Source organism: Fulvimarina fulva (genome assembly GCF_039652615.1).
Classification (GTDB): Bacteria; Pseudomonadota; Alphaproteobacteria; order Rhizobiales; family Rhizobiaceae; genus Fulvimarina.
Window position 1 is genome coordinate 310,688 of the sequence record NZ_JBDJAC010000004.1, and the last position, 21,571, is coordinate 332,258.

The following is a 21,571-nucleotide window of genomic DNA, read 5'->3' on the forward strand; positions in this document are numbered from 1 at the left end:
TCGGCGGCGGTTTATATGAAATGGTCGGGGCACGTCGGCTTGAAGATCCCTGATTGAGCTTTGCCTCCAAGATAGTCGGCGCGAAGCGCTGCGAAAAGTGGATGGCGGCCAAAAGGGACCGCATAATTTGCAATCCTTGCCTAATTAATTTGCAAGCCTCGATAGACTTATTTGCCGCCTACAGATCAGCGCAGCCGCCGCAGGCGCTGGGCCAGAAGAGCTTCGATCTTGCTCAGCGATTCACCAAGAACGACTCGCTCTTCGTCGTCGAGGGCGCCGATCAGATCCACATCGAGCTTGCGCCAAACCTCGTAGACCTTGCCGCGTGCCTGCTCGCCCTTCGGTGTGAGCTGGACCATGGTGCGCCGCAGATCCACCTTGTGCGCGCCGCGCTCGACAAGGCCCTTTTCGATGAGCCGGTCGAGCATCTTCGAAATGGTCGAAGGGCGTACGCTCAGGTCATTGGCGAGAACGGATACGCTGACGGGCTCGTTCGGCAGCAAACGGACGAGCAATTGATCCTGACCGGGATGCAGGTCAATGTCGGAAAGCAGAAGCGCGATGAAGGCGCGCGTCGACTTCGCGATAGCGAGCAGCGAGGTGACCGTTTCGGCCTCCGATGTCCGCTCGCCTCTGGTCGCGATGGGTGGGTCTATGTTCATGTCCATGGTCTCAACCTTCGCGCAATTTGGCTGGGTACACATTAAAGTAGATTATATTCCTCAAACGATTTTTCGTTTCCGGGGATCCGGGACAAACGCACGCCCAGCTGTAAATCAGGGAGAGAACGCATGGCCGACATTCGGGTGATCTGCGCGATTGGGCAGATCGGGCAGCTTGGCCTTGACGGCGGCATGCCTTGGGAAGGAAGCAGCGATCGCGCCTATATAGAGGACGTCGAACGCTTCTTCGAGATTACACGCGGCCACGTCCTGATCTGCGGTCCCAAAACGGTCGCGTCCTTTCCTGATTTCGCCCATGAGGATCGCACGATCGTCACGATCCGTTCGTCCGATGATCCGGAAGAAGTATTGTCTCGTTTCAGCGAGCGCGTCGTCTACGTCGGCGGTGGACCTGCGGTGTGGGATGCCTATGCCAGATATGTGAGGCACTGGGATATCAACAGGTTACCCTATGACGGCGAGGCGGATACCTGGTTCGATCCGGCCTGGTTGCTTGCAGGCGGTAGCTCTTCCGTCAGCCGTTGAGATTTGGGATCTCGGCACCGAGATCACGCGGATCGGCACCACAGTCCTGTCTGATCGTGGCGCAGGTGTATTCCATCGAAGATCTGACGAACGATGCCTGCTGGCGGCTGATCGGCGAGGCTCCGGGCAATGAGGCCGGAGCGATCAGCCGAAGCGAGTTGGTCAACAGAAACCGACCGCTTCGGGGGGCGTCCCAGGGGATCGGGGCGACGCTGATCTTTTCTGAGAAGGCTTCCGCGCTCTCGATGAGAAATCTGCGCATCACACCGTCCAGAACACCTGATGTGAGTGGCGGCGTCACGATATTGTGTTCTCCCATGAGGAAGATATTCGCCAGAGCCGAGCAGGCGATTTCGCCTTTCGCGTTCAAAAACAAGGGTTCGTCTGCGCCGGCTTCTTTTGCGCGGTGGGTTTCGAGAATCGCGTCGAGATAGGACAGTGTCTTCAGCCGGGAGGTCGGCGAGGTTTCATTTCGGCGCGTTTCGGCAATGGCGAGCGTCATCGGCCTGAACATCAGCTGCGGCACGAGCGGCGCTGCCGAGCCGAGCAGCGTCGGCTTGGGGGCTGCGGGGAGGGCAAGCCCACGGGCTCCCGTTCCGCGCGTGACGGTGAGCCTGACCGAGCCGTTGACGATTTCTCCGGCAAGCGCGGACTGCGCCGCCTCCAGGCTTTCGCGTGCGACGGGCAGGAAGAGCGCCGCACAGGTTGCCGCCAGCCGGTCGAGATGATCGTTCGCCCGAAACACCCGTCCGCCAATGGCCAGCGCCGTATCAAAGCATCCGTCGGCGAGCGTGAAGCCCCGGTCTGTGGGATCGATCCCGGCATCTTCTAACGGCACGAGCCTGTCGCCGAACCAGACCGCGCCGCTCATGTGCGCCTCCGAGCGAAGGCCGTGGCGCGGACGAGGAAGTTGGAAAAGATCGTCGTTCCTTCCTCCGTCAGAATGGATTCCGGATGGAACTGGACGCCAAATGTCGGATGGACGCGATGGGTCAGGGCCATGATTTCACCGTCAGGGGAGCGTGCGTCGACCGTCAGATGCTCGAGCATTGCCGGGGTCTCTTCCACGATTAGCGAGTGATAGCGCCCCACCCTGGTTTCGGCGGCGAGGCCCTCGAAGAGGTTTGCACCGTCGTGCAGCATCGCCGAGGCCCGTCCGTGCATCGGCCGCAATGCCCGTGTGATATGGCCCTCGAACACGTCGCCGATCACCTGATGGCCGAGACAGACGCCGAGAATCGGCACCTTACCCGAAAGCGTGCGCACGAGATCGCATGAAATGCCGGCTTCCTTCGGAGAGCACGGCCCCGGCGAAACGACGATCGCGTCTGCTCCGAGAGCTTCCACCTCGGCAAGGCTCACCTTGTCGTTGCGGTGCACCACTGTCTCCGCGCCGAGCCGTTCCAGGTACCGCCCGACGTTGAAGACGAAGCTGTCATAGTTGTCGAGAACGAGAACCTTCATGCCTCGCCCTCGAAGGCCGCGAAGACGCGGGTCGCCTTGGTGAAGGTCTCTTCGTATTCGGCCTTCGGGTCGGAAAGCACCGTGATGCCGCCGCCTGCTGCCAGACGGGCCTTGCCGTCCTCGAAGGTCACCGTGCGGATGGCGATGTTGAGGTCCATCGTGCCATCGAAGCCGATATAGCCGATCGAGCCGCAATAGGGCCCGCGCCGGCTTGTCTCGATTTCGGTGATGATGTCCATCGCGCGGATCTTCGGGGCCCCCGTGATCGAGCCTCCGGGAAAGGTCGCGCCGATGAGCTCCGCCGGCCCGAGATCGGCCTCCAGCTGTCCCGTCACCACCGAGACGAGATGATGGACGGCGGCATAGGTTTCGAGCCCGCAGAGAACCGGGACTTCGACGGAATCCGCTTCGCAGACCCGCGAAAGGTCGTTGCGCATCAGGTCGACGATCATGACGTTCTCGGCCCGGTCCTTTTCCGAGGAAAGCAGGTGGGCCGAAAGCGCCGCATCTTCCAGTTCGTCGTTCGAGCGCTTCGCCGTACCCTTGATCGGCCGCGTCTCTACACGGCCTTTCGGCGTCAGGCTGAGAAACCGCTCGGGCGAAGAACTCGCGACCACGATGTCCCCGCAATCGAGGAAAGCGCCGAACGGGGCGGCATTGGTCTGGCGGAGCCGTGCGTAAAGGGCCAGCGAATCGAAGCCAGCGGGCAGTTCGCTGGTGAAGGTCTGGGCGATGTTGGCCTGGAAGATGTCGCCGGCGAGAACATATTCGCGTGTCTTCTCGATCGCCGCTTCATATTCCTTTGCGAAGAAGTTCGACCGCCAGTCGAAGCCGGGCACAAGCGGTGGCAGGTCGGGGAGCGGCGCGTCAAGGGCGGCCAGCATATCATCCCGCCGCAATTCAGCGTGCCTCCGCTGGTCGTCGCCTTTCGCCGGCTGCCCATTCGAAAAGCAATAGGCTCTCTTCGTCGCGTGATCGAACGCGAGAACCACGTCGTAGAGCGGAAAGACCATGGTCGGCCTGGATGTTTCGAAATCCGGCGGCGACTGAAGAGTTTCGAGATGATGAGCGAACTCATAGGCGATGAAGCCCATCGCACCGCCCTGGAACGGTGGATATCCTTCAAGGGTCGGCATCGCGAGACGCGCCAGCACGCCTTTGAGGGCCTGAAGTGGCGCGGCATCGATCCGCTCGCCGGAAAGGGCAGGGCCTTCCGCATCGACGGTGAAGACGGCGAAAGGGCGCGCGGCGACGAACGAGTATCGGCCCAGCGTCTCGTGCGCCATCGCACTGTCGAGGAAGGAGAGCCCGCCGAAGGCATGGAGCTTGCGCGCCGCTTCGAACGGATCCTGCCAGTCAATTTCGGTCACGAGAGGCAGCGATGTTTCCATAGCTTCGCAGATGCCCCTTCGGATCGATTTCGTCAAACGCGGCGCTCGCGCCACCACCTGCTCACGGTGCGGTGACCCGGGCGATGGATCGCATCCGCCACCTGAAGAGTTCACGATTGTGTGCCAGAGTAAACCGCTCTTCCGTCATCTTGCATCGCAGGACCTGACCCGATCATGACAATCTTCTCGTTGAAATCCTATCGAAGCAGGTCACCTCTGTTTCTCGCGCCGATTGGCCTGCTCATGCTCGCGGGCTGCAACACGGCGACGCCCTATCCGATCGCAAATCCGATTCATGGGGCTCGCGTTTCCGCCAATCCTTACCAGCCCGGAACGCCCGAATTCTGCCGGCAATATGCGCGCCAGACTGCCGCCAATGAATACGAAAACCGGGTGGACCGGAGCGAAGACAGCTACGGTGCTCGGGCATTGACCGAGATCGATGCCCGCCGCGATGGCGCCCGCGCCTATGAGCGATGCCTCAGACGGCGTTGATCATCAGGCGCAATAAGAGTCGAACAGGAACTTTATATGATCGACGAGACCGACCGCAAACATCTGACCCGATGCGTCGACCTTGCGCGGCAGGCTGTTGAGGAAGGGCATAAGCCGTTCGGATCTGTCCTCGTTGCCGGCGATGGCACGGTGCTGAAGGAAGACTACAATCGCACCGGCTCGGGCGATGCCACCGCCCATCCTGAATTCGCGCTCGCCCATTGGGCCGGCCTCCATATAGAGCCTTCGGAGCGCGCCAAAGCGACAGTCTACACCTCCGGCGAGCACTGTCCCATGTGCGCCACTGCCCACGGGATCGTCGGTCTCGGGCGCATCGTCTATGCAAGTTCAACCGAACAGCTTCTTTCCTGGCTCGGCGAGCTTGGTGTCGACGGCTTTCCGTTCAAGGCAATGCCGGTGAGCGAGATCCTGCCCGGTCACGCGGTTTCTGGCCCCGACGAAACCTTCGCCGATGACATTCGCGCGCTCCATGCCCGTGTTCATCGACGCTGATTACGGAAGCCATGTATTCCGCCGATCTTGCATTTCCTGCCGATTTCGAAGGCTGGCGCAGTGCCGCCCGTGCCGCGTTTTCGAACCGCGTTCGACCGGAGGATCTGACATTTACTGTGGACGGTGAGGGGGCAGGGCTCTTCTCAGACCCCCTGCCGCCCTTCGATCCGAGTGGTCCTCAACCGACCGTGCCCAAAGCTTTTCTCGACTATGCGCGCAAACTCATCTGCCACGCGCACGAAGATCGCTTCGTTTTCGCTTATCGATTGCTATGGCGCCTCCAGGCCGAAAAACGGCTTCTCGAGATTGCATCGGATGCCGATGTGATCCGCGCGAGCGAGATGGAAAAAGCGGTCCGGCGCGATGCCCACAAGATGAAGGCCTTCTTGCGCTTTCGCGAGGTCGAGGGCGAGGAGGGCAAAAAGCACTACGTCGCCTGGTTCGAGCCGTTCCATCATATCGTCGAGGCAACCGCGCCCTTCTTCGTCCGGCGCTTCACCGGCATGACCTGGACCATCCTGACGCCGGAGCGTACGGCTCACTGGGACTGCACCGATCTATCCTACCTGCCGGGTGCAAGTCGCGACATGGCGCCTTCCGGCGACGACATGGAGAACCTCTGGCTCACCTACTACGCCTCGATCTTCAATCCGGCGCGTCTGAAGGTAAAAGCCATGCAGGCCGAAATGCCAAAGAAATACTGGGCGAACATGCCGGAAACGGCGCTGGTCAAGCCGCTCGTGGCAGGCGCCGAAGCGGCGCAGCGCCGCATGATCGAAACCGCCCCGACGCTTCCGAGTTTTCGCCATGAGAAGATGAGTGAACGCCGGGAGCTGGAGATGGGACGTGAACGCGCGGACGAGCCGATGTTCGATCTGAGCGGGGAGGCCCCATCGCGGGGGTCGAACCTGCCCAAGTCGATCGAGGATGCACGCAGGGCCGCGGCGAGTTGTCAGGCCTGCCCCCTATGGGAGCCGGCGACGCAAACGGTCTTCGGCAAGGGGCCGCAGAATGCACCAGTCATCTTTGTTGGAGAACAGCCCGGTGACCAGGAGGATATCGCGGGCGAGCCTTTCGTGGGACCCGCCGGCAAGGTGTTCGACGAGGCCCTTCTTGCCGCGGGTGTCGATCGCAGCCAAGCCTATGTCACGAACGCGGTCAAGCACTTCAAGTTCACGCCACGAGGCAAAAGGCGGATTCACGCCAAGCCCAATTCGGGAGAGATCAAGGCCTGCCGCTGGTGGCTCGATATCGAACGAGAGCTCGTGAAGCCGAAGCTGATTGTCGCGCTCGGTGCGACGGCTGCCCATGCAGTTTTGGGCAAGACGATTACGATCCGTGATACGCGCTCAAGACTGATCGATCTGACCGAGACGACGCGTTTCCTTGTTACGGTGCATCCCTCCTATATCCTTCGCCTTCCGGATGCGGCCGCACAGGAGCGAGAACGCGAGGCCTTCCAGGCGGATATGGGACTGGTGTTGAAGACGGTTCCGGAGCTGGCTCTTCCAGAGTAACTACCCGCCGTTCGAACATCCCAAGCGCCGTTTTCCCGTCAGGCTGTTGTCTGGAGAAGCGTTGCGTTCTCAATTTGTGAGGGGATCCGGTTTCGCTGGAAATGGTTCAAGGTTTCCGAGGCAATCTCCGAGGCGGGAACCGGACGCCCGAAGTAGTAGCCCTGAATCTGATCGCAGCCGCAATCGCGCAGCATGTCGACCTGCTCCGCCAGTTCCACGCCTTCCGTCACGACCTTCATGGACATGTGATGGCACATGGAAACGATCGTGCGCACGAGGCTATCGACCTTCTTCTCACCATGCGCCATCGCGAACATGAAGCTCTGGTCGATCTTGAGCTTGTCGAACGGGAAGCGCCAAAGATAGCTGAGGGAGGAATAGCCTGTCCCAAAATCGTCCATGGCGATAGAAATACCAAGCTCTTTCAGGCGCTTAAGCTGCTCCAAAACGTCATTGGACCGATCGAGAACGAGGGACTCGACCACTTCGAGCTCGAGCTGCTTGCCTTCGATACCCGCTGCGCGAAGCGCGTCTGTCACGATCGAGACGAGATCACCATCGGCAAACTGCACGGTTGAGAGGTTGACCGAAACGAAACACTCCCGAGGCCAATGCGCAGCCTGACGTGTTGCTTCCTGAATCACCCAGGTTCCGATCCGCTTGATGTAGCCGCGTGCCTCGGCGATCGGCACGAATTCGGTGGGCGAGATCGGATTCCCTTCAGTATCGCGCAGGCGGATCAGCGCTTCGAAGCCGAGAACCTGGTGCGTGGTGCCGCAGACGAGCGGCTGATAGTGAAGTTCGAACCCGTCATTTTCGACCGCGTGGCGAACCTGGGCCTCGATGATCCGGCGACGGTGGTTGTCCTCATCCATCCAGGCCTCGAAAAACACAAGATCATCGACCTTTGATGACTTGTGCCGGAAATGGGCGAGCTCGGCGTGCTTGACGAGTTCGGTATGGCTCCGGCCGTCCGTCGGAACCATTGCGCATCCGATCGAAATGGACGGCTCGATACGCTGGCCGCATTGTTCGATCGGTTCCCCCAAGGCATTGGAGAGACGGCGCGCAAAGGCTCGGACGTCGTTGGTGCTCGTAACGCGACGTTTCAGAATGGCGAAGTCGTCTGGTCCGATCCGTGAGACGATATCGTCCTTATGACAGATGAAGCGAATGCGCTTGGCCAGAACCCTGAGAATTTCATCGCCGTTTGCCTGCCCCAATCGGGCATTGATTTCGCCAAGCTCATCAAGGTCGATGTAGATATAGGCCATGCGCTCGCGCGTTGCGCGTGCGGTGACCATGAGTCGGTCGGTCTCTTCCTGCATGTGGCGACGGTTGAGAAGCTGTGTCAGCCCGTCGTGAGTGGCGAGAAATTCAATGCGCGCGTCCGCCTCGGCTATTTTCCGGCGACGGATGAGATAGGCCGCGAAAGGCACGCCGGTCGCGATCAGCAGGATCAGCGCGGTCAACGAAAAGGCCTTGTAGAGCGTGCCTTCGTAAAGTCCGCTGTCTGCGGTCAGGTCGGCCTGAACCGACAGGAAGCCAATGCGCTCGCCGTCCCGAAACAGCGGTTTGATCACCGACGGCTGTTCGCCATCATGGACGATGACCCGCCACTGACCTTTGCGGGCAATCGTGCTTTCGGCCAGACTATCGCCGTTGGACATGCCTCCCGGCCTGTCCCGCATCAACCATCCATAGCGTTCCGAGCGGGACTGATAGATTTCCCGGCCATCACGGTCGAACAGGGAGAAGCGTTCAATTCCAGAAAGGTTCGCCACTTTGCGGACCGTCGCTTCGGTATCCGGTGTGCGGCTGATGCCAGTTGTGAAAGCGGCGAGGGTGCCAGGCTCGGTCAAAAGGAATTCTGAGAAATTATCGGCTCGGCCCGATATCTCGGTTTCGACGATGTCGCGTACGGCGAAGGAGCCCACGAAGAGGACGCTGATGACGACGAAGGCCGCAATGGCAAGTCCTCCGGCAAAGACAGCAGCATTTTGTCTTATCGTGTTAAGCACGGCTTGCCCGCTTGCTATTCGACCAGCATCGACAACTAGCGGCAAGAAGTAAACAAATCGAAGCCAGAGCGCCGAAAAAGGTCGGTCAACGGTCTTTGAGCGATGAGCGAAGGCGCTTGCTTTTCGCTATACGAAACTTCTCGACCCCAGGCGAGCAATCTGACCGAATTCGCCCCACTCGCGGACCGTGCGACGTTTAGCGCGTTAGTAAGACGGACAAATAATCGCGAGGCGCTGAGTCAATCTAGACTTTGGCAAAAATTAGGCCATTATGCGTCAGTAAAGCGGCGGCAAGTCGGTTCAAAAACGAATGGCTGGAGGCCTTCAATGAAACATTTAGCTGTCTGTCTCGCGTTTGCGCTGGGTATTCTGACATTCGGTCTGACGAACGGTGCGGAAGCCCGGCTAATTGCGAAGATTGATCTCTCTTCACAGCGCATGACGGTCATCAACAACGGTAAGGTTCTTTATAACTGGCCGGTTTCCACGGCAAGGAAGGGATATCGCACCCCGACCGGGACCTGGCGCCCGAAGCGCATCCACCGGATGTGGCACTCCCGCAAATACGACATGAGCCCAATGCCCTATTCGGTGTTTTACAACGGGGGTTACGCCATTCACGGCACCGGCGCGATCTCGCGGCTCGGGCGTCCGGCCTCCCATGGCTGCGTGCGCCTGCATCCGGCCAATGCCAAAGCCTTCTACAACCTGGTTCGCCGCCACGGCATGGGAAACACCCGCGTCGTCGTTCAGCGCTAATCGGGCGAGGATCGGACCCTCATCCGAGTTCATATGGAGGCCGTCGGATACCGTATTCGGCGGCCTCATGTTTTCTATCACGGCCAATCCGCACTGGGCGTTTCCCGCGCATCCTGGCCACCCGTTTAATGTCCCGTTAGGCATGATCGGCTAGCTTGACCCGGCATCAAGCGATGGCGGGCCATGCAAGACACACTTTATCCTTACCGCCCGACGGGGCTTCCGCTGGAAGAGCGCGCGCTTGCGACGGGCCGGACGCTGCTTGCCATTGCCCTGATGACCGCGCTCGTCATGACGCTGATGCCGTTTCCCGCGAGCTACGACACATTCGAGATCGTCGACGGAAATCCGGTCAACAAATACGGCTACAGCGTGCTTGCGGCGCTGGCGCTCGTCGCCCACTTCGTTTTCGCGGATCGGCGCGTTGCGATGACGCTGCTGCGCCCGGCCTGGCTGATCCTCGCCGCCTGGCTGGTGCTTGCCTCCGCCAATTCGATCGCGCCGGATCTCGCCTTCCGCGCCGCGCTGTTCACGATCGCGGCGATGATCGCGGCGACGGGCGCGCTCTCGCTTCCGGCCGATGCGGCTGCGTTCCGGCTCAGCCTCACGGTGATGGCGCTCGTGGTGCTCGGCCTTTGCTATTTCGGCGTCGTCGCGATGCCGCAATACGCGATTCATCAGGGCTTCGAGGTCGAGAGCGAGCATTCGGGCCTGTGGCGCGGCATCTACAGCCACAAGAACGTTGCGGGGCAGGTGATGGCCCCGCTGTTCTTCGTCGGGCTTTATCTCTGGCGCGCCGGACATGCGAAGATCGGTGTCCTGATTGCGGCGCTCGCCTTCTTCTTCGCCTACAAGACCGGCTCGAAGACGACGCTGGCGCTGATGCCGGCCGTGATGCTGCTGGTCCTTTCCGGCCGTATCCTCGGCGGGCGCTTCCTGCCGGTTCTCTTCGTCTTCGGCGCGGTGACGGTGGTCGCCCTCATGACCCTCGGCACGGTCCTCAACGATACGCTCGACTCGATCCTCCAGCTCGTCCTGCCCGGCACGACGTTCACTGGACGAACCGATCTCTGGCGCTTCACGCTGGACCTCATGGGCCCGCAGCAATGGATCGGCCACGGCGTCGGCACCTTTTGGTCGACGCCGATCGTGATGACGGCCGAGACGCCCTTCGAGCTCAACTGGGACCCGCGCGGCATCGTGAACGCCCATAACGGCTATCTGGATGTCGCGATCACCATCGGCTGGCCAGGCCTCGTCATGGCGATATTCGTTCTCTTCGTCCTGCCGCTGGTGGACTACGTGAAGTGCCGGCCAACCCGCGAGAACAATCTCGCGGCCGATCTCTTCCTGATGATCCTCACCTTCATGCTGCTCAACGCGTTCCTGGAATCCTTCTTCTTCGCACGCGGGAATCCGAGCTGGATGCTGACCTGGATCGCGGTGGTGGGCTTGCGGCTCACCGCGCGCCACCCGATGAAACCGGCCCGCTGACACGAAAAAGCCGCCCTCGACGGGGCGGCTTCGCTCGACGGCAGTACATCCGTGCTCGCCGAGGATAGCCCCATCATAATCATGAGACTTGCGCGAAAGTGGATGGCGCATCGCGCGACCATGACCGCAAGTAACGCAGACGTTACTGGTTTCCTGACGTCAATTAAGGGAAGCTTATCAAAAACTCGGAGGGAAACAAGAATGGACAGGCAAGCAATCTCTTCTTTTCCGGCAAACACGAAGCGGGCGCTTCGGCTTTCGAGCCTCGAACATTCGCGCGAACGCCAAGCCGATCATCTCGCGATCACCTTAGGTTTCGTCATGGCGAACGGCGTTCTCTTCTGCGTATTTCTGTCGATCTGACGCCATGATGCCGGATCGGACGGTGGCATCTTTCGCCGTCTCGCCGGCCCGGTCGCCAAGGCCGAACCGCTTTGCAGCCCGCGCCATCACCTGCCGTTCCAGCGCCTGAAAATTGTTGCGTGCCCGAAAAACCTGTGGCGTGCTCTGGCGGGCCAGCATGAGGCGAAGGGCGTGGGCGACATCCGGCGGAAGCTGTTGAAGGCAGGGCAGGCCCGTGAGGCCCCAGCTTGTGGCGGTGCGGCTTGTCTCGCCGGCGCGGGCGCCATAGCGGCACTGGAAAGCCCGGCGGCATTCGGGCCGCTTGCAGTGGTGGAAAAGGGTCTGCGCCATTTCCGACAGGTGCTGGTCGAGACTGCCTGGATCAAGCGGCAAAGCGCGGCGGATTTCCGTCCCCGCCTTGATCTTGTCGCTCGTGCGCCGTCGCTTCGGGGGATGGATCGTGCGGCCTTCCGCCTGAAGAAGCCGCAGGATGTGGCGAAAATGCTGGTAGGCGATGCGGCTGCCCTCTTCGAGCTCGGCTTTTGTCGGCGGCAGGTCTTCCTCTGGGGCCGCGATGGGGGCCGGATGCTTCGCCATGGGTCCGTCTCCTTTTCATGGGGGCCCGGCAACGGGACCTCGTGACCGGACGCGGGTTCGCGTTCCCGCGCTCGTTGGAGCCGGGGTATGCGGTTCGTTGTTAAAAGACACTGCCACGATGGGCGGCAGCGGAGCGCCGGAGGCAAACCCTCCGAGTATGCAATTCTATCCGGTTCGCCTCCGGCGCACCGCACGGGGTTTATCGTGCACCGCTTCACCAAATTTCCTGCCGTACCCGCTCCGCCGGTCCCACCGTCCGCGCCTGTCTCCCGAGTGATCGGGCCTTGGCACGCGCAGGTATCGACGGCTCAGGGCGTAGCCCGAACCTTTGATGGCTGCCGGCGCTTCACGCTGGCCTTGTCGGCCAAACGTTCAAGCGGGCCAATCCGCACCCGTGCCGTAGTACACGAGGGGCCGGCGGAGCCGCGGGACGTCCGGAGCGTGAGGGCCTCCGGAAAAAGCCCCCGCACTGCAGACACCGCCCGCACCCCCGAACGATCCCGGCGATCGTCCTTGCCATTCGGTGGCGCGGTGAGGGGATGATAGGAGAGGGTCCTTGGGACGGGGATAAATTTGGCAGGTTAGCGCCCCTAGCGGTCGTTCACATGATCATCTTCTTAACCTGAAAGCGGACATTTAGTTTGAACAGCTGATCTCTGCGACATCGATAGTTGTGCAATCATTTAGTCAATGCTGCGGGGATAGAACACTGCCTGTCGTAACGGTTTGTAACCGAAGCACATTTATCTTCGCCAACCGTCTCAGAAGGTTCTCAGTGATGGACGGCAAATCTTCATGGAAACAATCGTCACCTGCCTCACGGTAGGCCATGACCGAACGCTGTTATGGGCGGCAGCCGGTATTTGCCTGATCGGTGTTTACGCATCTTTCTCCATCGCTACACACGCTGCGCGGGCGGAAGGTCAGGCGAAACGCAACTGGGCACTTTTGAGTATCATTTCGGCCGGATGCACCGCATGGGCAACGCACATGGTGGCGCTCCTTGCCTATCGACCGGGTATGCCGTCCGCCTTCGAGCCAGTCTTAATGTCCATCTCGCTTCTCGTCGGAATTGCTGGCATCGGCCTAAGCATGCGTCTCGCTCTCGGCAGTCGCGACCGCATGATGAGAGTCTGCTCTGGCGCGTTCCTCGGGCTCAGCATCACCGCCCTTCATTACTTGGGACAAGCATCCTACTTCGTCACAGGCCATGTCGGATGGAATTCCATTTTCGTAATCGCTTCGATTGGCTTTAGCATACCGATCTTTGTCGCGGCGATCGTCTTTGCGGGCGAGCGTAACAGGAAGCTCCGTGGGTTGGCTCCGGTACTCCTTCTCATTGCGATCGCCGTTTTGCACGTCACCGGTATGGCGGCCGTTGAGCTCGTATACGATCCCCGGCTTTCTCTTCCGGCTCTCGCTTTGGACCCTGCGGTCGTGGCCCCGATCGTGGCCGCCATCTGCATGGGCCTCATCGTTCTCGCGGTTATGGGGCTCCGGTTTTCGCTCGCAGCACATGCGCGGACGCGTCGCGACCAAAAACGCCTGAGTGAACTCGCAAATTTGGCCGTGGAAGGTTTGGCCATCTGCGATAATGGCATCATTACAAGCGCGAATGAGAGCCTGCAGCGCCTCACGGGATGGAACCGAGAGCAACTGCGCTCGCGGCAAATCACATCGCTCCTGCCGACGCTGGAACTTCCGTCGATGACCGATCAGCAGGAATACGATGCAGATTTGCTTTGTCAAAATGCCGTTGCCATTCCGGTTCGCGTGCTTTGCCGCGACGTCAAGGTCGGTTCGAAGAACCAGACGGTTGTCGCTATTCGCGACCAGAGCGAACGCCTGAAGAGTGAGGCGACGATCCGGCGTCTCGCCTACACTGACGCTTTGACTGGGCTGACGAACCGAGCGCGTTTCAATGATCTTTTATCGCGCCGGATGACCCCCAAGCTCATAGCGGACAAGCCATTCGCGCTTCTCGCTCTTGATCTCGACCGGTTCAAATGGGTCAACGACACCATGGGTCATGGCATCGGGGATCAGCTGTTGTGCCAGATCGCCAACCGACTTCGTAAGTGCATCCAAGCCGATGATGCAGTGGCAAGGCTAGGCGGTGATGAGTTTATGGTTCTGGTCGATGGCAACGCAGAGATTGCGAAGAAACATGCCGCGGCAATACTTGAAAGCCTGACCCATCCATACACGATCAAGGGTCAGGTCATTGAGATTGGATCGAGCATTGGCATTGCGCTGTCCGGTAATGATGGCGAGGGGCCTGAGGAGCTCTGCCGCAGCGCCGATCTGGCCCTCTATCGAGCAAAGAACGACGGCGGTGGCCAATTCTGTTGCTTCGAGCCGATCATGCATCTTGAGGCTGTTGGCCGTCGTCAGCTTGAAATGGACCTTCGGCGCGCACTTCATAACGACGAATTCGAGGTGCACTACCAACCGCAGACGAATGCGGCCTCAGGCGCTTTCGAGGGCGCTGAAGCACTCGTGCGATGGCGCCACCCTGAACGCGGACTAGTCTCGCCCGCAACCTTCATTCCCATGGCTGAGGACGTTGGTCTAATAGGCGTGATCGGCGAACGCGTGCTTCAGCTCGCTTGTCGTGAGGCCGCGACCTGGAGCGGCGATCTGTCAATCGCCGTCAATCTGTCCGCGGTGCAGCTTGCCGACCCTAAGCTCGTCGTCCTAGTCGAGCGTGTTCTCAGCGAGACCAAGCTTTCGGCGCATCGTCTTGAACTCGAAGTCACTGAAACGGCCCTACTTCGCGACAATGCGCGGACATATGACAACCTGCGTGGACTCAAGGCCTTGGGCGTTCGGATTTCGCTCGACGACTTCGGGACTGGCTACTCCTCGCTCAGCCATTTGCGTCGGTTCGCTTTCGATAAGATCAAGATCGATCAGTCCTTCGTGCGTTCCATTCCGAGTGATCAAGACAGCGTCGCCATCGTCCAGGCAATTGTCATGCTGGCTGGCAAGCTAAAGATGTCAGTCACGATCGAAGGTGTCGAGGATGCCATCCAGCATCAATTCGCCATCACGGAGGGGTGCAACCAGATCCAGGGCTACTTCATCAGCCGCCCGGTTCCGGAGTTGGAGATCCGGTCCCTGCTTGCCAGCAAAGGTGTCCAGGACCGGCAGAACGCAGACGAGCGCGTTCTCATTGCAGCAAAAGCGTAAGCTCCCAGACCAAGGCGAAGACACTGATGACGTGAACGGGCGATCCCCAACTCGTCACGGAGAACGGGAAAGGCAGCTAGAAGACGAGACAACGCTTGTTCCTGAACAAGAAGCTGCGTTGCCAACCAGAACTCGTCGCGATCCGGCCCATAATAGCCGTGAGATCGTCCCCCTATCATTCCCGCCGCAATTCGCTTATATGCCGCCGCGTGCGGGTTCGGCGCTGCCGTGGCTCGCAACACTCAAGGCCGTCGCTGGACGACATCCCGGCGACCGGCGTCCCGAGCTCAAGATCCTCATCATGAACGATCGTTGAGACCCCATCATTTCCGGGCCCATTCGGCTTGGCGTTTCGCTTTAAGATGCGGACGCGGGCAGGGCTTCGGATGCACAAACAGAAAGGCATAACCGATGTCGATCACCGCCGAACGCAAGGCAGAGCTCCTGAAGGAATTCGCGACCAAAGAGAACGACACCGGCTCGCCGGAAGTTCAGGTTGCGCTTCTCACCGAGCGGATCACCAATCTGACCGAGCATTTCAAGGGCCATCACAAGGACAACCACTCCCGTCGTGGTCTCCTGAAGATGGTGTCCCAGCGCCGCCGCCTTCTCGACTATGTGAAGGGCAAGGATCAGCAGCGCTACCAGACGCTGATCGAGCGCCTCGGCATCCGCCGCTAAGATCTGACGCTTTTGGTGCTCGCGGGATGCGGACGGGAAACCGCTTTGCGCTTTTCCTTCAATCCTGCGAGGGCCATACGACAGTTCCGGCGGGCCGACCTTCTAAGTTGCGCCCGCCGGTTTCACATTCGCCGGATGATCGGTTATAAGGTCTCCCGGCGGGTCAAACCGCTGAATTTTGATGTCATGGGGCAGGATCATAAAAGGCTTGGGGAACAAGCCTTTCATCGTCTTGCCCGTGGATCAAGGTTCGCACCCGATGTGCGATCCGTTCCGATCAACGCGCCGAGCGACGGCCTGCTGACGTTATGCAGGCCGCGGCGCTGAAAAGGTGAAGGGGAGGTCAAACTCCCCCGGATCGCCTGATGATAAAAGGCAAAGACATGTTCAATTCCCACAAGGTGGAAATCGACTGGGCCGGCCGCAGGCTGACCCTCGAAACCGGCAAGATCGCCCGGCAGGCCGATGGCGCGGTTCTCGCGACCTACGGCGAAACGGTCGTGATGGCGACGGTCGTCTCGGAAAAGCAGCCCAAGGCCGGCTTCGACTTCTTCCCGCTGACCGTGAACTACCAGGAAAAGACCTTCGCGGCGGGCAAGATCCCCGGTGGCTTCTTCAAGCGCGAGGGACGCCCGAGCGAAAAGGAGACGCTGACCTCGCGTCTCATCGACCGGCCGATCCGTCCGCTGTTCGCCGAAGGCTACAAGAACGACACGCAGGTGGTGCTCACGGTTCTGCAGCATGACCTGGAAAACGATCCGGACGTCGTCGCGATGGTTGCGGCCTCGGCCGCGCTGACGCTTTCGGGCGTTCCCTTCATGGGCCCGATCGGCGGCGCGCGCGTCGGCTATATCAACGGCGAGTACAAGGTGAACCCGAATGTGGACGAGATGCCGGAATCGGCGCTCGACCTCGTCGTCGCGGGCACCAAGGACGCCGTGCTCATGGTTGAATCGGAAGCGCACGAGCTTTCGGAAGACGTGATGCTGGGCGCCGTGATGGAAGGCCATCGCTCGTTCCAGCCGGTGATCGACGCGATCATCAAGCTTGCCGAAGTTGCCGCCAAGGAGCCGCGCGAGCACAACGCGCCGGATCACTCGGAACTCGAAGGCGAGATGCTGAAGCTCGCCGAGGACGATCTCAGGGCCGCCTACAAGATCACCGACAAGCAGGAGCGCACCAACGCCGTTTCCGCCGCCAAGGAAAAGGTGGTCGCCCACTTCCTGCCGGAAGGCGAGGAAGAGCCGAAGTTCACCAAGGAAGAGGTGAACGCGGTCTTCAAGAGCCTGCAGGCCAAGATCGTTCGCTGGAACATCCTCGACACGCAGTCGCGCATCGACGGGCGTTCGCTGGATACGGTCCGCAAGATCGTCTCGGAAGTCGGCATCCTGCCGCGCACCCACGGCTCGGCGCTATTCACGCGCGGCGAGACCCAGGCGCTGGTGGTCGCGACCCTCGGCACGGGCGAAGACGAGCAGTTCGTCGACGCGCTGACGGGCACCTACAAGGAGCGCTTCCTGCTCCATTACAACTTCCCGCCCTATTCGGTGGGTGAGACGGGCCGCATGGGTTCGCCCGGACGCCGCGAAATCGGCCACGGCAAGCTCGCATGGCGCGCGATCCGTCCGGTTCTGCCGGCACCGGAGCAGTTCCCCTACACGCTGCGCGCGGTCTCCGAGATCACCGAGTCGAACGGTTCGTCGTCGATGGCGACGGTCTGCGGCACCTCGCTGGCCTTCATGGATGCCGGCGTGCCGCTGAAGCGTCCGGTGGCGGGTATCGCCATGGGCCTTATCAAGGAAGGCGATCGCTACGCCGTGTTGTCGGACATTCTCGGTGACGAGGATCATCTCGGCGACATGGACTTCAAGGTGGCCGGCACGGAAGAGGGTATCACCTCGCTCCAGATGGACATCAAGATCCAGGGCATCACCGAAGAGATCATGAAGGTGGCGCTCGATCAGGCGAAGGGCGGCCGCGTTCATATCCTCGGCGAGATGAACTCGGCGCTCGGCGAGGCACGCTCCGAGCTCGGCGAGTTCGCGCCGCGCATCGAGGTCATGCAGATCCCGACCGACAAGATCCGCGACGTGATCGGCTCCGGCGGCAAGGTCATCCGTGAGATCGTGGAAAAGACCGGCGCGAAGATCAACATCGACGACGAGGGCACGATCAAGATCGCGTCGTCCTCCGGCAAGGAGATCGAGGCGGCCCGCAAGTGGATCCACTCGATCGTCGCCGAGCCGGAAGTCGGCGAGGTCTACGAGGGCACGGTCGTGAAGACGGTGGAGTTCGGCGCATTCGTCAACTTCTTCGGCTCGCGCGATGGTCTCGTGCATATCTCGCAGCTCGGCGAGGGCCGCGTCGCGAAGACGACGGACGTCGTCAAGGAAGGCGACAAGGTCTGGGTCAAGCTCATGGGCTTCGACGAGCGTGGCAAGGTTCGCCTGTCCATGAAGGTCGTCGACCAAGAGTCGGGCGAAGAGATCAAGAAGAGCAAGGACGAAGACGCGGCTTAAGCTGCGGCCTTCTTTCGCTGACATTTGAAAGCGCGTCGGGGGAAACCCCGGCGCGTTTTTTTGTGTCAGATATTGCGGTTGTGAATTTTTGTGATATTTGTGATATCTCAAGCGCCGGAGATCACGATGTCATGGTTTGACGACTATCTGACGAAATTGGCCGACGAGCTCGGCAATGCCGGCCTTCGTCTTCTAAAGGCGATCGGAGAAGCGGGAAATGTGACGGCTCCGACTACCGGCGGCGTCAACATTTCGAAGGCTGAGCTTCTTGGGCGCCTCGAGCGAACCGAGGGAGCTCGGCCGAAGGACGCTACGCTTCGCCAGCGACTGAAGCTGATTAATGAGGCCGGCACGGCGCTCGCCAACAAGAATGGTCGCGCAGAGCGAGACCTCTCATTGCGATCGGCTGGATCGCATATCGTCATGACCTTTAGCGAAGCAGCGGTCGAAGAGGGTGGCAAGGCCGCTCAGTTAGCTGCAAGAGCGGCGTCCCAGCGCTCGACGCAAGCAGACACTGAACTTCCGTCCGATAAGCTTCAAGAACCGCGCAGCTATCCTGCGAGCGTGTCGGTCTTTCTCTCCCATGCGTGGGAAAGTGAAGACGTCGAGAGCACGGTCGATGCGTTCCGAGCAGAGTTGCAGCGTCTCCTCGACTCGCCACCGGCAAAATGGACAGATCTTCCGCGCATCAAAATCTGGTTCGATCGCGATAAGATTCATTCCCGTTCTGAGGATTTCGACGCACAAACCGTGCCGGAAGCGGAGGCCAGCACCGCCGCGATCTTCCTGCGCAGCGACAAGTGGTATCGAAGCGCCGCATGTAAGGCTGAAGCGGATTGCTTCAGAGACGGCGCTGGCGCCATCGATTTCGCGCGGGTCGTGCAAATCCAGCTGACGGGCAAGGTCGGCGATGCGACTCGTGAATTCGTCAAAGCGCCTTGCCATCCCAAACTGAAGACGTCACACGAAAATCTTTACGAGCTTTGGGCCCGCGGCAACGGACCAGACCGCCGCGCTTTCTGCGAGACGATCCGCGATGAGATCCTCGAGATCGTATCGAAAAATCTCAATGTGCCGCCAAATGGCGGTGGCGAGGGTCCCGCTCAGCGACCTTCCCGCAAGAACCCATTCTCCGACGTCAAGACTCGCGAGCGCGTCGCTGGCGTACACTACCATGACGAAGCAGTCCGCTCAGGCGTCGTGGAGGAGCCATTCGCGGGCTTGCGCGAAGGCGATGGCGAGAGCGAGAAACTGCTTCCGATTCTCCTGAATTGGGCGCGAAGCGAAGATGCAGAGACACGGGTTTTCGCCCTTCTCGGATCGTTCGGGTCGGGAAAAACGACGACAAGCCAACTGTTTGCCCAACGCTTGCTATCTGAGGGCGGCGAGGCTTTCCCGGTATATCTGGATTTTCGCAGGCTTGTGGACGTCTACGCATCAGGTGGCGATCTGCCACTGACTGAGATTATTCGCCGGAGCCTGAACGAGCAGGCGGCTGGCGAAATCGACGGCAAAGAACTTCTCGCATACATCCGTCAGGAGCATTGTGTCGTTATTCTCGATGGCCTCGACGAGGTCGGGACGCGCATCGGCGTGGAGAAGGCTGCGAAACTCTACCGTCAGTTCCTTGAGATCGTGCCGCGCGAAGTCTGGAATGCGGATCGTGACCAGGATGGTCCGAATTGGGCGCGCAGCCGGACCCGGCTTATGGTCACCTGCCGGACGCATTTCTTCCGCGATCATATGGAAGAGTCATCGGCGATCAGCGGCTACGATCGCTCGGACAGCATGCCGCGCCGCGCCGGTCGCTCATTCGCGACGACACGATACATGGCGCCGTTCACCCCAGCACAGATCGAAAGCTACTTCCTCAAGACACTCGGCGAAACGGACGGTCGTCGAGCCTATGCTTCGGTTGCACGAACTCGAGATCTGGCAGGGCTGGCGCAGAAGCCGATCATGGCGCGCTATATCGCGGAAATCGCTCCCGATCTCGAAGTAGCACAGGCGAGTGGAACGCCGATCAACGTCGCGACGGTCTATCGCACCATGTTCCGCCGGACACTGGAGCGGGACCGAGAGAAGAATCTCCTGCTCAGTGCGCGAGACAGGCAGAAGCTGCTCGTCAGCCTTGCGCTTCATCTCTGGCGCAAGCGATCGCCTTCGCTTTCGATCGACGAACTCGAGGATTGGTTCGATCAAGAAGTCAGTTCGATCGAAGGTCTTCAGTCAATTCTCAGAGCGGGGAGCGCAGTAACCCGAAATCTTCTTCAGACGGAGCTTCGCAATGCCAGCCTTCTGGTACGAGCAGGGGAGCAGGATTTTCGTTTCGTCCACACCTCGTTCCAAGAGTTCTTTCTTGCTGAAGCGATCTGGATCAAGCTGCGAGATGGTTCGCTTGGCGCAGAGGTAGATTTTTCAGCTCCGAGTTTGGAGACGGCAGAGTTTCTCTTCGATATCGTGGAGACCGAGGGTGAAGAACATGTGCTGAGCTCTTCGGTCGACGAAGGACTGAAATCTGATTGGTCACCGTCGATCCGCCAGTTTCTGGTCAATCTTGTCCAGCAGCTTTGGTCGCGAGACCAGCGTTATAAGTGGCCGGCGGGAGCCAATCTCTCGCATCTTGATTTTCGCAAGACACAAAGTGGGGGTGGCCCTTCTGTACTTGAGAGGGTCGACTATTCCGGTTCGAATCTGCTCGGCGCACATGTGCGAAATGTGACGTTTAAGAAATGCGACTTCTCAAATTCCGTTCTCTCACAGATCTGCTTCGAGGACGTGCGCTTCGTTAATTGTACAGGCAAGCCGATCGGACTGACGTCGGCACGGTTCTTCAATACGCATGCAGATGAGGCGAGCCGCGCAACCGTGTTGAAGCGAGACGGCTTACATTTCTCGATCAGCACACAAGGCAATGACCTTGGAGTTACACCGCTCAGGATCAGCCTGAGATCTTCGCCATTGTCGAGCGCCGTTTTCTCGCCTGACGGGCAGCTGATCCTCACCGGCGGCAGTGATGGAACCGCGCGCCTTTGGGATGCGGGGACGGGTTCTGAGGTGCGCCGCTTCGAGGGACATTGGAGGGGTGTCCAAAGCGCCGTTTTCTCGCCTGACGGGCAGCTGATCCTCACCGGCGGCAGTGATGGAACCGCGCGCCTTTGGGATGTGGGGACGGGTTCTGAGGTGCGCCGCTTCGAGGGACATGGGAGGGGTGTCCAAAGCGCCGTTTTCTCGCCTGACGGGCAGCTGATCCTCACCGGCGGCAGTGATGGAACCGCGCGCCTTTGGGATGCGGGGACGGGTTCTGAGGTGCGCCGCTTCGAAGGACATGGAGAGTGGGTCAGAAGCGCCGTTTTCTCGCCTGACGGGCCGCTGATC

General features: G+C 60.3%; 16 protein-coding genes. 10 read left to right on the forward strand and 6 right to left on the reverse strand.

The features are described from left to right. Window positions 1-185 precede the first annotated feature (185 nt). Window positions 186-668 (reverse strand): MarR family winged helix-turn-helix transcriptional regulator, encoded by a 483-nt coding sequence (locus ABDX79_RS08490; RefSeq protein ID WP_346219836.1) that lies wholly within the window; start codon window positions 666-668, stop codon window positions 186-188. Between the two features lie 123 nt (window positions 669-791). Between ABDX79_RS08490 and ABDX79_RS08495 the strand changes: the two genes are divergently transcribed. Continuing rightward, window positions 792-1,208, forward strand: a complete 417-nt coding sequence (locus tag ABDX79_RS08495; RefSeq protein WP_346219837.1) for a dihydrofolate reductase — start codon at window positions 792-794, stop codon at window positions 1,206-1,208. On the opposite strand, the gene ABDX79_RS08500 is transcribed toward ABDX79_RS08495, so the two are convergent. Genes ABDX79_RS08500 through pabB form a run of 3 tightly spaced genes read right to left on the reverse strand, consistent with a single transcriptional unit; the run spans window position 1,198 to window position 4,042 of the window. After that, window positions 1,198-2,079 (reverse strand): aminotransferase class IV, encoded by an 882-nt coding sequence (locus ABDX79_RS08500; RefSeq protein ID WP_346219838.1) that lies wholly within the window; start codon window positions 2,077-2,079, stop codon window positions 1,198-1,200. The two genes, ABDX79_RS08495 and ABDX79_RS08500, sit on opposite strands and share 11 nt — an antisense overlap. Further along, complete coding sequence (locus ABDX79_RS08505) at window positions 2,076-2,672, reverse strand: anthranilate synthase component II (protein WP_346219839.1); 597 nt, start codon at window positions 2,670-2,672, stop codon at window positions 2,076-2,078. Before ABDX79_RS08505 ends, ABDX79_RS08500 begins: the two co-directional genes overlap by 4 nt. Beyond that, entirely contained in the window at window positions 2,669-4,042 is a 1,374-nt protein-coding gene (gene pabB / locus ABDX79_RS08510; RefSeq protein WP_346219840.1) for an aminodeoxychorismate synthase component I, read from the reverse strand. The genes ABDX79_RS08505 and pabB overlap by 4 nt, the downstream gene beginning before the upstream one ends. A 195-nt stretch (window positions 4,043-4,237) precedes the next feature. On the opposite strand from pabB, the gene ABDX79_RS08515 reads away from it, so the two are divergent. The 3 genes from ABDX79_RS08515 to ABDX79_RS08525 are packed head-to-tail and all read left to right on the forward strand — an operon-like array spanning window position 4,238 to window position 6,588. After that, a complete protein-coding gene (locus tag ABDX79_RS08515; RefSeq protein WP_346219841.1) occupies window positions 4,238-4,558 on the forward strand; it encodes a hypothetical protein in 321 nt (106 codons plus the stop codon). Between the two features lie 36 nt (window positions 4,559-4,594). Then, complete coding sequence (locus ABDX79_RS08520; RefSeq protein WP_346219842.1) at window positions 4,595-5,071, forward strand: nucleoside deaminase; 477 nt, start codon at window positions 4,595-4,597, stop codon at window positions 5,069-5,071. 11 nt (window positions 5,072-5,082) lie between these two features. Continuing rightward, window positions 5,083-6,588: a UdgX family uracil-DNA binding protein gene (locus ABDX79_RS08525; RefSeq protein WP_346219843.1), complete on the forward strand. Its 1,506-nt coding sequence runs from the start codon at window positions 5,083-5,085 to the stop codon at window positions 6,586-6,588. Between the two features lie 38 nt (window positions 6,589-6,626). Here the strand turns inward: ABDX79_RS08525 and ABDX79_RS08530 are convergent, their stop codons facing one another. Then, window positions 6,627-8,609 (reverse strand): putative bifunctional diguanylate cyclase/phosphodiesterase, encoded by a 1,983-nt coding sequence (locus ABDX79_RS08530; RefSeq protein WP_346219844.1) that lies wholly within the window; start codon window positions 8,607-8,609, stop codon window positions 6,627-6,629. A gap of 327 nt (window positions 8,610-8,936) precedes the next feature. Here ABDX79_RS08530 and ABDX79_RS08535 point away from each other — a divergent pair, with 327 nt between their 5' ends. Beyond that, window positions 8,937-9,368: a L,D-transpeptidase gene (locus tag ABDX79_RS08535; protein WP_346219845.1), complete on the forward strand. Its 432-nt coding sequence runs from the start codon at window positions 8,937-8,939 to the stop codon at window positions 9,366-9,368. A 183-nt stretch (window positions 9,369-9,551) separates the two neighbouring features. Continuing rightward, window positions 9,552-10,862 carry an O-antigen ligase family protein gene (locus tag ABDX79_RS08540; protein ID WP_346219846.1) on the forward strand — a complete coding sequence of 437 codons (1,311 nt, stop codon included), beginning with the start codon at window positions 9,552-9,554 and terminating at the stop codon, window positions 10,860-10,862. 309 nt (window positions 10,863-11,171) lie between these two features. Here ABDX79_RS08540 and ABDX79_RS08545 read toward each other — a convergent pair whose 3' ends face one another. Further along, window positions 11,172-11,801 carry a hypothetical protein gene (locus ABDX79_RS08545; protein ID WP_346219847.1) on the reverse strand — a complete coding sequence of 210 codons (630 nt, stop codon included), beginning with the start codon at window positions 11,799-11,801 and terminating at the stop codon, window positions 11,172-11,174. 795 nt (window positions 11,802-12,596) lie between these two features. On the opposite strand from ABDX79_RS08545, the gene ABDX79_RS08550 reads away from it, so the two are divergent. The 4 genes from ABDX79_RS08550 to ABDX79_RS08565 all read left to right on the forward strand — a co-directional run. Then, a complete protein-coding gene (locus ABDX79_RS08550; protein WP_346219848.1) occupies window positions 12,597-14,993 on the forward strand; it encodes a bifunctional diguanylate cyclase/phosphodiesterase in 2,397 nt (798 codons plus the stop codon). Between the two features lie 411 nt (window positions 14,994-15,404). Next, complete coding sequence (rpsO, locus tag ABDX79_RS08555) at window positions 15,405-15,674, forward strand: 30S ribosomal protein S15 (RefSeq protein ID WP_346219849.1); 270 nt, start codon at window positions 15,405-15,407, stop codon at window positions 15,672-15,674. 383 nt (window positions 15,675-16,057) lie between these two features. Beyond that, window positions 16,058-18,193, forward strand: a complete 2,136-nt coding sequence (gene pnp / locus ABDX79_RS08560; protein WP_346219850.1) for a polyribonucleotide nucleotidyltransferase — start codon at window positions 16,058-16,060, stop codon at window positions 18,191-18,193. 423 nt (window positions 18,194-18,616) lie between these two features. Beyond that, window positions 18,617-21,571 (forward strand): NACHT and WD40 repeat domain-containing protein (locus tag ABDX79_RS08565; RefSeq protein ID WP_346219851.1); only part of this gene is annotated, 2,955 nt, incomplete at its 3' end.

Coding starts and splice junctions, on each gene's coding strand:
- ABDX79_RS08535 (WP_346219845.1), top strand. CDS start 8,937: ATGAAACATTTAGCTGTCTGTCTCGCGTTTGCGCTGGGTATTCTGACA.
- ABDX79_RS08490 (WP_346219836.1), bottom strand. CDS start 668: ATGGACATGAACATAGACCCACCCATCGCGACCAGAGGCGAGCGGACA.
- ABDX79_RS08505 (WP_346219839.1), bottom strand. CDS start 2,672: ATGAAGGTTCTCGTTCTCGACAACTATGACAGCTTCGTCTTCAACGTC.
- ABDX79_RS08540 (WP_346219846.1), top strand. CDS start 9,552: ATGCAAGACACACTTTATCCTTACCGCCCGACGGGGCTTCCGCTGGAA.
- ABDX79_RS08550 (WP_346219848.1), top strand. CDS start 12,597: ATGGAAACAATCGTCACCTGCCTCACGGTAGGCCATGACCGAACGCTG.
- ABDX79_RS08500 (WP_346219838.1), bottom strand. CDS start 2,079: ATGAGCGGCGCGGTCTGGTTCGGCGACAGGCTCGTGCCGTTAGAAGAT.
- ABDX79_RS08495 (WP_346219837.1), top strand. CDS start 792: ATGGCCGACATTCGGGTGATCTGCGCGATTGGGCAGATCGGGCAGCTT.
- rpsO (WP_346219849.1), top strand. CDS start 15,405: ATGTCGATCACCGCCGAACGCAAGGCAGAGCTCCTGAAGGAATTCGCG.
- ABDX79_RS08515 (WP_346219841.1), top strand. CDS start 4,238: ATGACAATCTTCTCGTTGAAATCCTATCGAAGCAGGTCACCTCTGTTT.
- ABDX79_RS08520 (WP_346219842.1), top strand. CDS start 4,595: ATGATCGACGAGACCGACCGCAAACATCTGACCCGATGCGTCGACCTT.
- ABDX79_RS08545 (WP_346219847.1), bottom strand. CDS start 11,801: ATGGCGAAGCATCCGGCCCCCATCGCGGCCCCAGAGGAAGACCTGCCG.
- ABDX79_RS08525 (WP_346219843.1), top strand. CDS start 5,083: ATGTATTCCGCCGATCTTGCATTTCCTGCCGATTTCGAAGGCTGGCGC.
- pnp (WP_346219850.1), top strand. CDS start 16,058: ATGTTCAATTCCCACAAGGTGGAAATCGACTGGGCCGGCCGCAGGCTG.